The following is a 13,527-nucleotide window of genomic DNA, read 5'->3' on the forward strand; positions in this document are numbered from 1 at the left end:
CGATTAACGAGTTAGACGCATTTCACGCTCAGCTTCTGTTAGAGAAGCTAGGAATGAATCACGTTCGAATACGCGGTTCATGTAAACTTTAAGCTCTTTAGAGCCTGGGCCCACTAGCTCAATACCAAGCTGTGGCAGACGCCATAGTAATGGTGCTAAGTAACAATCGATTAGGCTGAATTCTTCGCTCATGAAGTATTCGTATTCAGCGAATACAGGGCCAAGAGTTAGAAGGTCGTTACGTAGTTTATTACGCGCCGCTTCTGCTTCTTCAGCATTGCCTTTCACTACTTTTTCAGCAAGCGTGTACCAGTTTTTCTCGATACGGTAGATCATTAGACGACTGTTACCACGAGCAACAGGGTATACAGGCATCAACGGTGGATGAGGGAAACGCTCATCTAGGTATTCCATAATGATCTTTGAATCGTAAAGCGCTAGCTCACGGTCAACTAATGTTGGAACTGTCTTGTACGGGTTAAGCTCAATAAGTTCAGCCGGTAGATTTGCTTCATCTACTAGTTCGACTTCAACACTTACACCTTTCTCCGCTAGAACAATACGTACCTGATGGCTATACATATCAGATGCACTTGAGAATAGAGTCATCACAGAACGTTTATTGGCAGCTACAGCCATGGAGCCCTCCAGCACACTTACAAATATAAAAACAATGGAGGCTAAGCCTCCATTGTTAAGTTCAAAAATTGGGAATTAGCACAGTATGATAGCACAATTAGTGCACATCACGCCAATACTCTTTCTTCAGTAGTACAACAACAATAGTGAAGATTACTAAGAAGCCCATTACCCACCAACCTAGTGCATGACGCTCTAGCTTAACTGGGTCACCTGAGTACTCAAGGAAGTTCACTAGATCACGAACTGCATCATCGTACTCTTCGCTGTTTAGCTCACCAGTACCATCTGACTCAGTGCCAACAACCTTTGTCACTTCTTTACCATCGACCATTTCTGTTGCGAAAATTGGCTTAGGAATACCTTGAAGCTCTTCTAGTACATGAGGCATACCTACACTTGGGAAAACAATGTTGTTTACGCCAAATGGACGGCTTGGGTCCTCATAGAAAGAACGTAGGTATGTGTACAACCAATCTGTACCACGAACGCGAGCTACCAACGTTAGATCTGGCGGTGGAGCACCAAACCATTTCGCTGCAGACTTGTCTGGAATAGCGTTTTCCATCAAGTCGCCCACTTTTGCTTCTGGATCGAAGATTAAGTTTTCTTTTAGCAAGTCAACTGGGATGCCAATGTCACGAGCAACACGCTCGTAACGTTGGTACTGAGTTGAGTGACAAGCGAAACAGTAGTTCATAAACAGTTTCGCACCGTTCTGTAGTGACGCTTGATCACTCAGGTCATTGTTTGCTTTATCAAGTGGTACGTTCGCACCCGCTGCCATTGCCAATGAAGGCAGCATTGCAAATAAAATTACAATCCATTTTTTCATTTGAATGTCACCCTTTCTGGTAGTGGCTTAGTCGCTTCGTTCTTACTGTAGAAGTACAGTAGTACGAAGAACATGAAGTAAGCTAAGCTGAAGATCTGAGCTAGCAGCGTGTATGTTGGTGTCGCTGGTAGCGCACCAAGGATACCCAATGCAATAAAGCTGATCGTGAACTGGATGATATTGAATAAATGGAACTTACTGCGGTAGCGGTAAGAACGTACGCGACAACGGTCTAGCCAAGGTAGAACGAATAGAACCGCAATCGATGCACCCATCGCGATAACACCTAGTAGCTTGTCCGGAACCGCACGAAGAATCGCGTAGAACGGAGTGAAGTACCATACAGGAGCGATGTGCTCAGGTGTCTTCAATGGGTTTGCAGCTTCAAAGTTAGGCGGCTCAAGGAAGTACCCACCCATCTCTGGGTTAAAGAACAGCACGTAACAGAAGAAGAATAGGAAACCAGCAACACCTACCATATCTTTCACAGTCCCATACGGGTGGAAAGGAATAGAATCGATGATGTCGTATTTCTTAGTGTAATCCTTGTGGAATGGGAACTGAGTTTTGTAATCGTCGCCCATTGTGCCTTTAGGAAGCTTAGTTTCGATACCGTCTGGGTTGTTTGAACCCACTTCATGCAGCGCTAGTACGTGAAGTACGATAAGCAGCAGAAGTACAATTGGTAGTGCGATAACGTGCAGAGCAAAGAAACGGTTCAGTGTTGCACCAGAGATAACGTAATCACCACGAATCCAAAGTGTTAGGTCATCACCGATAACAGGAATAGCACCGAACAGAGAAATGATTACCTGTGCGCCCCAGTAAGACATTTGGCCCCATGGAAGCAGGTAGCCCATGAACGCTTCAGCCATTAACACTAGGAAGATAAGCATACCGAAGATCCACAGTAGTTCACGAGGTTTCTGGTAAGAACCATAGATTAGACCACGGAACATGTGCAGATAAACGACTACGAAGAACGCAGAAGCCCCTGTCGAGTGCATGTAGCGCAGTAACCAACCATATTCCACATCACGCATGATGTATTCGATTGAAGCGAATGCACCATCACCTGATGGTACGTAGTTCATAGTTAGCCAAATACCCGTTAGGATCTGGTTAACCAATACAAGCATCGCTAGCGAGCCAAATAGATACCAAAAGTTAAAGTTCTTTGGCATCGGGTACTCAGAAAGGTGCTTCTTGTACGCATTCATTGCGGGTATGCGTTTTTCTACCCAATCAAGTAGAGCTTGCATTATGCCTCCCCTTCTTCGTCAACACCGATAAGGATTTTCGTATCGCTTAAGTACATGTGTTGTGGAACAACTAGGTTCAGTGGCGCAGGAACGCCCTGGAATACACGACCTGCCATGTCGAATTTAGAACCATGACATGGACAGAAGAAACCTGACTTCACACCTTGAACTTGTTCATTAAAACTGTCAGGCAGATAGGTTGGAGAACAACCAAGGTGTGTACAAATACCAACAGCGACAAAGTACTCTGGCTTAATTGAGCGGTAAGCATTCTGAGCGTAAGTCGGTTGTTGTTCTTCTCCTGATGAAGGGTCACGTAGTTGACCATCGATTGCTTTAAGCCCGTCTACAACAGCTTGTGCACGGCGTACAACCCATACAGGTTTACCACGCCACTCGACACGAACCATTTGCCCTTCTTCAAGTTTACCGATATCAACTTCAACAGGGGCACCCGCAGCTTTGGCTTTTTCACTTGGGTTCCAAGATTTAATAAAAGGAACGGCGACTGCAGCTGCTCCTAGACCACCAACAACAGCTGTTGTAGCAGTTAAGAAACGTCTGCGACCGTTATTTAAAGGCGCATTGCTCATCCAAACATTCTCCCATTTGCTCCTTGTGGATTATTGTTATTCCGCTTAAAGAGCATGGCTAACAAAATACGAATTTAGTTGTATTTATTTGACGGCAAATGATAAATAAAACCCTACTTTTTGACAAGATAAAGCTACCTTTTTGTAACATTTGTGAGGCGAATCGCCAGTGAGGTCACAAAAGGAGAGTAAGTAGGATAACTCAAACACTAAGTATGTGTCGGGAAGGTGTTTTTTAGGGGTAGAAAAACAAAAAGCCCGGCATAAGCCGAGCTTTTGATACAGTTTCCAGAAACTCTGGAAGCCCAATTTCCAATAAGAGGAAATTAACGCTTAGAGAACTGTGGACGACGACGTGCTTTACGTAGACCAACTTTCTTACGTTCAACGCAACGAGCGTCACGAGTAACGTAACCAGCTGCACGTAGAGTAGGACGTAGAGACTCATCGTATTCCATTAGAGCACGTGTGATGCCGTGACGGATCGCACCTGCTTGACCTGAAATACCGCCACCTTTAACAGTAACGTATAGGTCTAGTTTCTCAGTTAGTTCAACTAGCTCTAGAGGCTGTTTAACAACCATGCGAGAAGTTGGACGACCAAAGTACTCATCAAGGCTACGCTTGTTGATTACGATGTTGCCGCTGCCTGGTTTAACAAAAACGCGTGCAGCTGAGCTTTTGCGACGGCCAGTACCGTAGTATTGATTATCTGCCATTTTCGAAATCCCCGATTAGATGTCTAGTACTTGTGGTTGTTGAGCAACATGGTTGTGCTCAGCGCCAGCGTAAACTTTCAGCTTACGGTACATAGCACGGCCAAGAGGACCACGTGGTAGCATACCTTTAACTGCTAGTTCAAGAGCCATCTCTGGCTTGCGATCAATTAGCTTCTCGAAGCTGATTGATTTTAGGCCGCCAGGGAATTCAGTGTGACGGTAGTAAATCTTACCTTTAGCCTTGTTACCAGTTACAGTAACTTTCTCCGCGTTAACAACGATGATGTAATCACCAGTGTCACAGTGTGGAGTGTATTCAGCTTTGTGTTTGCCACGTAGGCGAGATGCAATTTCACTTGCTAGACGGCCAAGAGTTTTACCTTCAGCGTCTACAACGTACCAGTCGCGTTTTACAGTTTCTGGTTTAGCAACGAAAGTTTTCATGCTAATAATAACCCGTTCAATAATTAAATTTACACTTAAGGAGCTTTCGCTCCCACTGACTAAGAGTCCAGTCAACACCCCTTCGAGTGGTTGGCACTCTCGACCCGTTATGTCGAAATACCTTCGATAATAAGGTCTGCAGTAACGGTGGGTCGCAGGATTATAGAGAAGTCAGTAGAAAAAATCACCTCTTTTCACAGAAAAAATTCATTTTTTTTCAATCCTGCTCTGGCTTGGCGAGATATTTACGCCAAATGCTCTTTCGCTAAATAATCATGACTTTGCATTTCAATTAATCGAGACTGACAACGCTTAAACTCAAAATCGAGTTGACCACCAGCATAGAGGTCTTCTAATGCCACTTCCGATGAAATAATCAGTTTTACATTACGCTCATAAAATTCATCCACTAATGCAATAAAACGTCGTGCTGCATCGTCAATAGTGCTGTGCATTTGTTTTACATCTGCAAGCAATACTGTGTGGTAAAGGCGTGACATCTCGATATAGTCATTTTGGCTACGCGCAGACTGACACAATTGTTCAAACGTAGCATGCAATACATCTTCAGATGCTTGAATCACTTCAATTTGACGATGATTGATATCAATGCTGTCAGCTCCGCGTTTACCCTCTCCAACCAACTGCTCGTAATAATGCGCTAAGTTTTTACTCGCCTGCTCATCAAGCGGGTAATGATAAATCTCAGCTTGTTCTAATGTTCTTAGTCGGTAGTCGATGCCACTATCAACATTCAACACATGACAGTTTTCTTGAATCAAAGCGATAGCAGGTAGGAAGCGTGCTCGCTGCAATCCATTGCGATACAAGTCTTCCGGTGGAATATTGGAAGTGGCAACCAAAATCACCCCCCGCTTGAATAACGCTTGGAACAAGGTGCCTAAAATCATCGCATCAGTAATATCCGAAACGAAAAATTCATCAAAACAGATAATCTCCGTTTCTGATTTAAATTTATCAGCAACCAACTCTAGGGGATCATTTACGTCACCGAGCGCATTTAACTCATCGTGGACTCGGTACATAAAGCGGTGAAAGTGAACCCGCATTTTCTTTTCTGTTGGCAAGGCGTCAAAAAAGGTATCAACCAAATAGGTTTTTCCTCGCCCGACTCCTCCCCAAAAATACAAACCTTGAGGCGCAGTAGGTAACACTGGCGATTGTTTTCCAAACCAGCTTCTCCAGCCAGTCGGTTTTTCTAAGGGCGTATTTAAGTATTCGAGAAATTCGTGATAAAGCTTATCCAGAGCAGAGACTGCTGTTAATTGAGCAGCATCTTTTTGAAAACCATGTTCTTTTATGTCTTTGTTATAAATTTCTAATGGCGTCATCGCTTCGCTACCTAATGAAGAAGACTGTGAAACTGCTATGTAGAGCACATGCATTTTTCTTTATTGGCTAAGGTTCTCATAGTACCATGTGAGTAGAACATGTGTAACTAACCAGTAAAAAACATGTTAAATAACAATGATAAGGAGCTATTATGCCTTGGATGTACGCCCTCGTTGGTTTGCTTGTCGGTACGGTTTTAGGTGTTTTGATTTCTCGTTTGACTACACCTGGATATAAGAAACAAAAAAGTGTCCAAAAAGATTTAGAAAGCGCAAAGTTTGAATTAGAGCAACAGAAACAAGATCTTGCGGATCACTTTGCTCAGTCTGCAGAAATGCTGGACTCATTAGGTAAAGAATACACTAAGCTTTACCAACACATGGCGAAAACGTCTACGGAGCTGTTGCCTAACATTCCAGAGCAAGACAATCCGTTCGTTAAGAAAATTAGCCAGCAAGCAGAAACGAACTCTAACAGTGATGGTTCTGAAACATCAGCTGATATCCAGTCGATAAATGAAGCACCAAAAGACTACGCTTCAGGCTCTACTGGCTTACTAAAAGAAGAGAAGAAAGAGATCTTAGATTCACAAGACGTGGTATCAGCAAAAGCGTCTTAACTGTTTTCTCTGATGAACTTTACAAAGGTTTTTGAGTCATACTCCTAGAAGCGGCCATTGATTTCTTATTTTTTGTACAAATTTAAGAGTTATGCCCTGAATCAACTAGGAGTATTCGATGAAAAAACCTTTGCTTGCATTAACAGTCCTATCCTTAAGCCTAAGTTCAGTCATCACCCCCATTCAAGCGACCGCTGCACTACCTTTCTCGGTTGATGGCGAGCAGTTGCCGAGCTTAGCGCCGATGCTCGAACGAGTTACCCCAGCGGTTGTCAGTATTTCAGTTGAAGGGACTCAAGTATCTAAACAGCATATCCCAGAACAGTTCCGCTTCTTTTTTGGCCCAGATTTCCCTGCAGAGCAATTGCAGGAACGTCCATTCAGAGGACTGGGTTCAGGCGTGATCATTGACGCTAAAAAAGGTCATATCGTCACCAACTACCACGTTATCAATGGCGCAGAAAAGATCCGTGTAAAACTGCATGATGGTCGCGAATACAGCGCAGAGTTGGTAGGTGGCGACCAAATGTCTGACGTTGCGCTACTAAAACTGGAAAAAGCGAAGAATCTGACTGAGATTAAAATCGCCGATTCGGACAAATTACGTGTGGGTGATTTCACCGTTGCCATTGGTAACCCATTCGGTCTTGGTCAAACAGTGACTTCTGGTATCGTTTCAGCGTTGGGACGTAGCGGACTAAACCTAGAAAACTTCGAGAACTTCATTCAAACCGATGCAGCAATCAACAGCGGTAACTCTGGTGGTGCACTGGTGAACTTAAATGGCGAGTTGATTGGTATCAACACTGCGATTTTGGGTCCGAATGGCGGTAACGTAGGTATCGGCTTTGCTATCCCATCCAATATGATGACTAACTTAACTGACCAAATTCTTGAGTTTGGTGAAGTTAAGCGCGGTATGCTTGGCGTCCAGGGTGGAGAAATCACCTCTGAGCTTGCAGAAGCATTAGGCTATGAATCAAGCAAAGGGGCGTTCGTCAGCCAAGTTGTTCCTGATAGTGCCGCAGACAAAGCCGGCTTAGAGGCAGGTGACGTTATCGTCTCGGTCAACGGCAAAGCGATTAACTCATTTAGTGAACTACGCGCTAAAGTGGCCACGCTAGGTGCAGGTAAAAAGGTCACCTTAGGTATTATTCGTGATGGTAAAGAGAAGTCTTACGACGTCACATTAGGTGAGCAAGCTGATGTGAAAACGACGGCTGATAAACTGCATGAGGGATTATCAGGCGCCCAGCTAACCAATACGAATGCAGCGGATAAAGTGCAAGGTGTTAAAGTCTCATCGATAGAAGCGGGCTCAAGCGCTGAAGCTTATCAGCTACAAAAAGGTGACATCATCATTGGCGTCAATCGCCAAAGAGTAAAAAATCTTGCTGATTTCAGAAAAATCGTCGAAAAGCAGTCGGGTGTACTCGCACTGAACATTCAACGTGATGATCGCAGCATTTACCTAGTCATTCGCTAACGTTTATACCGATACAAAATGCGAGATAGACTTGAAAGGACAGTAGCATAAGCTGCTGTCCTTTTATTATTTTCTCATCTAGTGCTATTCTTCACCAACTTATCTATTTTCTAACCGTTGACGAGGAAAGCATGCTGCAATTTATGTTGCGTTCTGTTGGTTTAGGCCTGGCGACAGCTGCTCTGTTGCTGATCGCCGTTCCATCTCTACGCACGAATATTCTTCCCCAAACTGTTCCTGAAGATCGCAGCGTCGATAGCTTATCTCAAATTTCATTTAATCAAGCCGTCAGAAAAGCTGCACCAGCAGTGGTTAATATCTACAGCCGCAAATACACTGAGAATGACCGCTCTAAACTTCTGACTCAAGGGCTAGGCTCAGGAGTTATCGTCAGTGAAAAAGGCTACATCATCACGAATTATCATGTAGTAGCTCAAGCAGATCAGATTATCGTGGCGCTGCAAGATGGCCGAGTTGCTGCTGCACAGTTGGTCGGTAAAGACCGTCGTACAGATATTGCGGTATTGCGTGTAGATGGAGATAACCTACCAGTTATCCCACTTAATCCTAGTTATTCTCCGAAAGTGGGTGATGTCGTTCTAGCGATTGGTAACCCATACAACTTAGGTCAAACCACCACATTTGGCATTATTTCCGCAACAGGACGCTCCTCGATCAGTGCAGATGGCCATCAAGCGTTCATTCAAACTGACGCAGCTATCAACGAAGGTAACTCTGGCGGTGCACTGGTTAACACTCGTGGTGAGCTGGTCGGTATCAATACTGCCTCTTTCCAGCAAGCAACCGAGCTTGAGACTTATGGAATTTCTTTTGCGATTCCTTATGCTCTTGCTAACAAAATCATGCAGAAAATTATTGCTGATGGTCGTGTCATTCGTGGGTACATTGGTATCGATGGACAAGATATCAATTCTGTTACTTCCAGATTACTCGGCAACGAACATCTAGGTGGAATTGTGGTGTTAGGGGTAGATCCCAATGGTCCGGCTGCTGACGCTGGTTTTGAAGCTCAAGACATTATCTTAAAAATTGATGGTCAGAAAATTAATGGACGCCAAAGCGTTATGGATATTGTCACCGAGCTACGCCCAGGAACTGTCGTCGATGTGTTGGTTCTGCGTAAGGGTAAAGAGATAACTATACCTGTCACTATTGAAGAAGACACCCGAGAATAAATCTCTCCCAATATAAAAGTAAAAACCCATGCCTTAGCATGGGTTTTTTCATTGTTACTCTTGAGCATCTGAGTCTGAGCTTTCCCCTGACTCTATCTCAATACGTGTGACTCGCTGAAGACCTCTTGGTAGTAAACCACCACGACGTCCACGTTCGCCGCGGAAGTTCTCTAGGTCTGACGTTTTCAAGCCTAGCTTACGCTTACCCGCATATAGGGTGACTGAGCTTCCCTGCGGCAAAGAGATTAGGTGAGAAACATATTCTTCACGCTCTTTAGCTTTTGCAGCTGGAATATTGATGATCTTGTTACCTTTACCCTTACCAAGTTGCGGCAGATCCTTAATTGGGAACAGCAGCATTCGACCTTGGTTAGTAATCGTTAGAATTTCATCAGTATCCAAGTTACTAATAGTCTGCGGTGAAATCACTTCTGAGTTTGCAGGTAGTGTTACCAACGCCTTACCGCTCTTGTTCTTAGACAGTAAATCGCTGCCCTTACAAACAAAGCCATAACCAGCATCTGAACCTACAAGCCATAGTTGTTCTTCTTCACCCATCACAACATGACGAATGTTCGTCCCTGCGTTGATGTTCAAGCGGCCAGTAATTGGCTCACCTTGGCTACGTGCCGATGGTAACGAATGCGACTCTAGTGAGTAACTTCGACCATCATTCCCCAAGAACACAGCCTGTTGGTTACTCTTACCACGTGCACAAGCAAGGAATTTATCACCCGACTTGTAGTTCAAGCCTTCTGCGTCAACATCATGCCCTTTCGCATGACGAATCCAGCCTTTTTCAGAAAGTACAACTGTGATTGGTTCACTTGGTACTAGGTCACGCTCAGTCAGCGCTTTTGCTTCTGCACGTTCAACGAGTGGAGAACGACGATCATCACCATACTTGTCTGCATCGGCTTGGATCTCTTTCTTCAGCAAGGTGTTCATACGACGCTCAGAGCCAAGAAGCTTCTCTAGCTTTTCACGCTCTTTCTCAAGCTCATCTTGCTCGCCACGGATCTTCATCTCTTCTAGCTTCGCTAGGTGACGAAGTTTGGTATCTAGAATTGCATCAGCTTGAATTTCAGTGATACCAAAGCGTTCCATCAGGACGGATTTAGGATCGTCTTCGGTACGGATAATGTCAATTACTTCATCAAGGTTGAGATATGCAACTAACAAACCTTCAAGGATGTGCAAACGCGCCATCACTTTATCAAGGCGGTGTTGTAAACGACGGCGAACTGTAGTGCGACGGAACTCAATCCACTCCGAAAGAATCTGTACTAAGCCTTTCACTTGTGGACGGTTATCGAGACCAATCATATTCAGGTTTACACGGAAGTTTTTCTCTAAATCCGTTGACGCGAACAGGTGGTTCATCAATTGATCACAGTCGATTCGATTTGAACGAGGGACTACAACGATACGTGTTGGGTTCTCGTGATCCGATTCATCACGAAGATCATCAACCATCGGCAGCTTTTTCGCTCGCATTTGGTTGGCTATCTGTTCTAGCAATTTCGCACCAGAAACTTGATGTGGCAAAGAAGTGATAACAATATCTGAGCCTTCTTTATGCCATACCGCACGCATCTTGATACTGCCGCGACCAGTACGATAGATCTTCTCAAGATCCGCTTTCGGAGAGATAATTTCTGCTTCAGTCGGGTAATCTGGACCTTGCACAAAGTTCATCACATCCGGCAGCTCTGCTTTTGGATGATCGATTAAGTGAATCGCTGCATCAGCAACTTCACGTACATTGTGAGGCGGAATATCCGTAGCCATACCAACAGCGATACCTGTCACACCATTCAGAAGAATATGTGGTAGACGCGCTGGTAACATTTGCGGCTCTTTCATTGTGCCATCAAAGTTAGGTTGCCATTCAACCGTACCTTGGCCAAGTTCACCAAGCAGAACCTCGGCAAACTTAGAAAGTTTTGCTTCGGTATAACGCATCGCAGCGAAAGATTTAGGATCGTCTGGCGCACCCCAGTTACCTTGACCGTCCACTAGTGGGTAACGGTAAGAGAATGGTTGAGCCATTAATACCATCGCTTCATAACACGCTGAATCGCCGTGTGGATGGTATTTACCTAACACGTCACCAACGGTACGCGCTGATTTCTTATATTTTGCTGCTGCCGAGAGACCAAGCTCCGACATTGCGTAAATAATACGTCGTTGAACCGGCTTCAAACCATCGCCAATGTATGGCAACGCACGGTCCATAATTACGTACATTGAGTAATTTAGATAAGCGTCCTCGGTGAACTTGCGCATCGGCAATTGTTCAACGCCATCGTATGTAATCTCAGTAGACATTCATTAAACCTCTGCCATATCACCGTTAGATTGCAGCCAGTGACGGCGGTCATCCGCACGCTTCTTACCTAGCAACATATCCATCATTTCCATGGTCTGCTCATTATCATCAATGGTTAGCTGAACCAGACGACGAGTATTTGGATCCATGGTTGTTTCACGCAGCTGAAGTGGGTTCATCTCACCCAAACCTTTGAATCGCTGCACGTTGATTTTGGCTTTTTTCTTCGATAGACGCTCTAAGATGCCCTCTTTCTCATCATCATCTAAGGCATAGAACACTTCTTTGCCACAGTCGATACGATAGAGAGGCGGCATTGCAACATAGATATGACCCGCTTCCACTAACGCGCGGAAATGACGAGTAAATAATGCACAAAGTAGAGTCGCAATATGAAGACCATCCGAGTCCGCATCGGCAAGAATACAAATTTTACCGTAGCGAAGACCTTCTAGATTGTCATTGTCAGGGTCAATACCAAGTGCAACGGAGATATCATGCACTTCTTGAGAGGCAAGTACTTGGTCAGCAGACACTTCCCACGTGTTCAAGATCTTACCGCGCAGTGGCATTACCGCTTGGAACTCACGATCACGAGCTTGTTTTGCTGAGCCGCCTGCCGAGTCACCCTCGACAAAGAAGATTTCTGTTCGATTTAGGTCTTGAACTGAACAATCGGTCAACTTACCTGGTAATGCAGGGCCTGATGCAACCTTCTTACGTACAACTTTCTTACTTGCGCGCATACGACGGTGAGCATTGGCAATACAAACTTCAGCCAGTTGTTCTGCAAGCTGAGGTTTTTCATTCAACCATAGGCTGAAGGCATCTTTTACAACACCTGATACAAATGCCGCAGTTTGACGCGATGAAAGACGTTCTTTCGTTTGACCTGCAAACTGAGGGTCTTGCATCTTCACTGATAGAACATAAGAACAGCGGTCAAAGATATCGTCGCCAGTTAACTTAACGCCACGCGGAAGCAAGTTACGGAATTCACAGAACTCACGCATTGCATCAAGCAAACCTTGGCGCAGACCGTTAACGTGTGTACCACCTTGCTTAGTTGGTACTAAGTTGACGTAACTTTCTGTGATCATTTCGCCGCCTTCTGGCTGCCAAATCACGGCCCATGTTGCCATTTCTGTATCAGCGGTAAATTCACCAATATAAGGTTCTGCTGGAAGAACTTCGTAGCCTTTAACACCTTCAGAAAGGTAATCTTTTAGGCCATCTTCGTAGAACCATTTATGTTCTTCGTTGTTCACTTTGTCGCTGAAGGTAATCTCTAAACCAGGACAAAGAACGGCTTTTGCGCGCAGGTTGTTCACCAAACGCAATGCAGAGAATTTGTAGCTATCGAAGTATTTTGCGTCTGGCCAGAAATGTACAGAAGTACCTGTATTGCGGTGACCACATGTACCAGTCACCGTAAGCTGTGTGACTGCATTGCCGTTTTCAAAAGCAATCTCATGTATTTCGCCGCCACGTCTTACCGTCACTTCAACACGCTTTGAGAGCGCATTTACTACTGAAATACCTACGCCGTGTAGACCGCCAGAAAACTTATAGTTGTCGTTCGAGAACTTACCACCAGCGTGTAGCTTGGTCATAATAAGTTCGACACCTGAGATACCTTTCTCAGGGTGAATATCAACCGGCATGCCTCGACCATCATCGATCACTTCTAGTGATTGGTCAGCATGGAGAATGACTTTGATCTTTTTTGCATGCCCAGCAAGTGCTTCATCGACCGAGTTATCAATAACCTCTTGTGCAAGATGGTTTGGACGCTCTGTCTCGGTATACATGCCAGGACGATGTCGTACTGGGTCAAGACCTTCAAGAACCGAAAGGTCTTTCGCATTATATTGTTCAGTCATAATACGGAATATCTTTATAAAGAATAAATGGAGTAGCTAAACAGGTAGGTGAAAACATGCTCAATGATTATGTACATCGAGAGTGCGACTAATTCCTAATCGCTTTATATCCTGCTTAGCACAGGAGAAACATAGTCTGGAACAGACCTAATTATGTCAAGAGAGA

General features: G+C 44.6%; 12 protein-coding genes. 3 read left to right on the forward strand and 9 right to left on the reverse strand.

Annotated elements, in window-relative coordinates:
- Positions 1-3: 3 nt before the first annotated feature.
- The 7 genes from sspA to zapE all read right to left on the reverse strand — a co-directional run bounded on the left by sspA (position 4) and on the right by zapE (position 5,844).
- Positions 4-639 (reverse strand): stringent starvation protein SspA, encoded by a 636-nt coding sequence (gene sspA / locus AAFX28_RS21255; protein WP_053440147.1) that lies wholly within the window; start codon positions 637-639, stop codon positions 4-6.
- Positions 640-736: 97 nt separating this feature from the next.
- Positions 737-1,474 carry a cytochrome c1 gene (locus tag AAFX28_RS21260; protein WP_408690548.1) on the reverse strand — a complete coding sequence of 246 codons (738 nt, stop codon included), beginning with the start codon at positions 1,472-1,474 and terminating at the stop codon, positions 737-739.
- Complete coding sequence (locus AAFX28_RS21265; protein WP_069667137.1) at positions 1,471-2,736, reverse strand: cytochrome bc complex cytochrome b subunit; 1,266 nt, start codon at positions 2,734-2,736, stop codon at positions 1,471-1,473. Before AAFX28_RS21265 ends, AAFX28_RS21260 begins: the two co-directional genes overlap by 4 nt.
- Positions 2,736-3,329, reverse strand: coding sequence for a ubiquinol-cytochrome c reductase iron-sulfur subunit (gene petA, locus AAFX28_RS21270; protein WP_408690549.1), 594 nt, complete (start codon positions 3,327-3,329; stop codon positions 2,736-2,738). Before petA ends, AAFX28_RS21265 begins: the two co-directional genes overlap by 1 nt.
- 326 nt (positions 3,330-3,655) lie before the next feature.
- Entirely contained in the window at positions 3,656-4,048 is a 393-nt protein-coding gene (gene rpsI, locus AAFX28_RS21275; RefSeq protein WP_004415472.1) for a 30S ribosomal protein S9, read from the reverse strand.
- A gap of 15 nt (positions 4,049-4,063) precedes the next feature.
- Positions 4,064-4,492: a 50S ribosomal protein L13 gene (gene rplM / locus AAFX28_RS21280; RefSeq protein ID WP_004744972.1), complete on the reverse strand. Its 429-nt coding sequence runs from the start codon at positions 4,490-4,492 to the stop codon at positions 4,064-4,066.
- A 245-nt stretch (positions 4,493-4,737) separates the two neighbouring features.
- Positions 4,738-5,844: a cell division protein ZapE gene (zapE, locus tag AAFX28_RS21285; RefSeq protein ID WP_408690921.1), complete on the reverse strand. Its 1,107-nt coding sequence runs from the start codon at positions 5,842-5,844 to the stop codon at positions 4,738-4,740.
- A gap of 152 nt (positions 5,845-5,996) precedes the next feature.
- On the opposite strand from zapE, the gene zapG reads away from it, so the two are divergent.
- The 3 genes from zapG (at position 5,997) to degS (ending at position 9,146) form a co-directional block, all read left to right on the forward strand.
- On the forward strand, positions 5,997-6,464 hold the full coding sequence (gene zapG, locus AAFX28_RS21290) for a Z-ring associated protein ZapG (protein WP_408690550.1): 468 nt from the start codon (positions 5,997-5,999) through the stop codon (positions 6,462-6,464).
- Between the two features lie 118 nt (positions 6,465-6,582).
- Complete coding sequence (locus tag AAFX28_RS21295; RefSeq protein WP_408690551.1) at positions 6,583-7,950, forward strand: DegQ family serine endoprotease; 1,368 nt, start codon at positions 6,583-6,585, stop codon at positions 7,948-7,950.
- Positions 7,951-8,081: 131 nt separating this feature from the next.
- A complete protein-coding gene (gene degS, locus AAFX28_RS21300) occupies positions 8,082-9,146 on the forward strand; it encodes an outer membrane-stress sensor serine endopeptidase DegS (protein ID WP_408690552.1) in 1,065 nt (354 codons plus the stop codon).
- A gap of 54 nt (positions 9,147-9,200) precedes the next feature.
- On the opposite strand, the gene parC is transcribed toward degS, so the two are convergent.
- Both parC and parE read right to left on the reverse strand, forming a co-directional pair.
- On the reverse strand, positions 9,201-11,477 hold the full coding sequence (gene parC / locus AAFX28_RS21305; RefSeq protein ID WP_408690553.1) for a DNA topoisomerase IV subunit A: 2,277 nt from the start codon (positions 11,475-11,477) through the stop codon (positions 9,201-9,203).
- A 3-nt stretch (positions 11,478-11,480) separates the two neighbouring features.
- The gene (gene parE, locus AAFX28_RS21310; RefSeq protein WP_408690554.1) at positions 11,481-13,361 is read right to left on the reverse strand and encodes a DNA topoisomerase IV subunit B; all 1,881 of its coding nucleotides are present in this window, start codon (positions 13,359-13,361) and stop codon (positions 11,481-11,483) included.
- Positions 13,362-13,527 lie beyond the last annotated feature (166 nt).

This window comes from Vibrio sp. TBV020, assembly GCF_046056895.1.
Taxonomy (GTDB): domain Bacteria; phylum Pseudomonadota; class Gammaproteobacteria; order Enterobacterales; family Vibrionaceae; genus Vibrio.

Bases quoted from the DNA above. Each gene is read 5' to 3' on its own strand.
- sspA (WP_053440147.1), bottom strand. From the start codon at position 639: ATGGCTGTAGCTGCCAATAAACGTTCTGTGATGACTCTATTCTCAAGT.
- AAFX28_RS21260 (WP_408690548.1), bottom strand. From the start codon at position 1,474: ATGAAAAAATGGATTGTAATTTTATTTGCAATGCTGCCTTCATTGGCA.
- AAFX28_RS21265 (WP_069667137.1), bottom strand. From the start codon at position 2,736: ATGCAAGCTCTACTTGATTGGGTAGAAAAACGCATACCCGCAATGAAT.
- petA (WP_408690549.1), bottom strand. From the start codon at position 3,329: ATGAGCAATGCGCCTTTAAATAACGGTCGCAGACGTTTCTTAACTGCT.
- rpsI (WP_004415472.1), bottom strand. From the start codon at position 4,048: ATGGCAGATAATCAATACTACGGTACTGGCCGTCGCAAAAGCTCAGCT.
- rplM (WP_004744972.1), bottom strand. From the start codon at position 4,492: ATGAAAACTTTCGTTGCTAAACCAGAAACTGTAAAACGCGACTGGTAC.
- zapE (WP_408690921.1), bottom strand. From the start codon at position 5,844: ATGACGCCATTAGAAATTTATAACAAAGACATAAAAGAACATGGTTTT.
- zapG (WP_408690550.1), top strand. From the start codon at position 5,997: ATGCCTTGGATGTACGCCCTCGTTGGTTTGCTTGTCGGTACGGTTTTA.
- AAFX28_RS21295 (WP_408690551.1), top strand. From the start codon at position 6,583: ATGAAAAAACCTTTGCTTGCATTAACAGTCCTATCCTTAAGCCTAAGT.
- degS (WP_408690552.1), top strand. From the start codon at position 8,082: ATGCTGCAATTTATGTTGCGTTCTGTTGGTTTAGGCCTGGCGACAGCT.
- parC (WP_408690553.1), bottom strand. From the start codon at position 11,477: ATGTCTACTGAGATTACATACGATGGCGTTGAACAATTGCCGATGCGC.
- parE (WP_408690554.1), bottom strand. From the start codon at position 13,361: ATGACTGAACAATATAATGCGAAAGACCTTTCGGTTCTTGAAGGTCTT.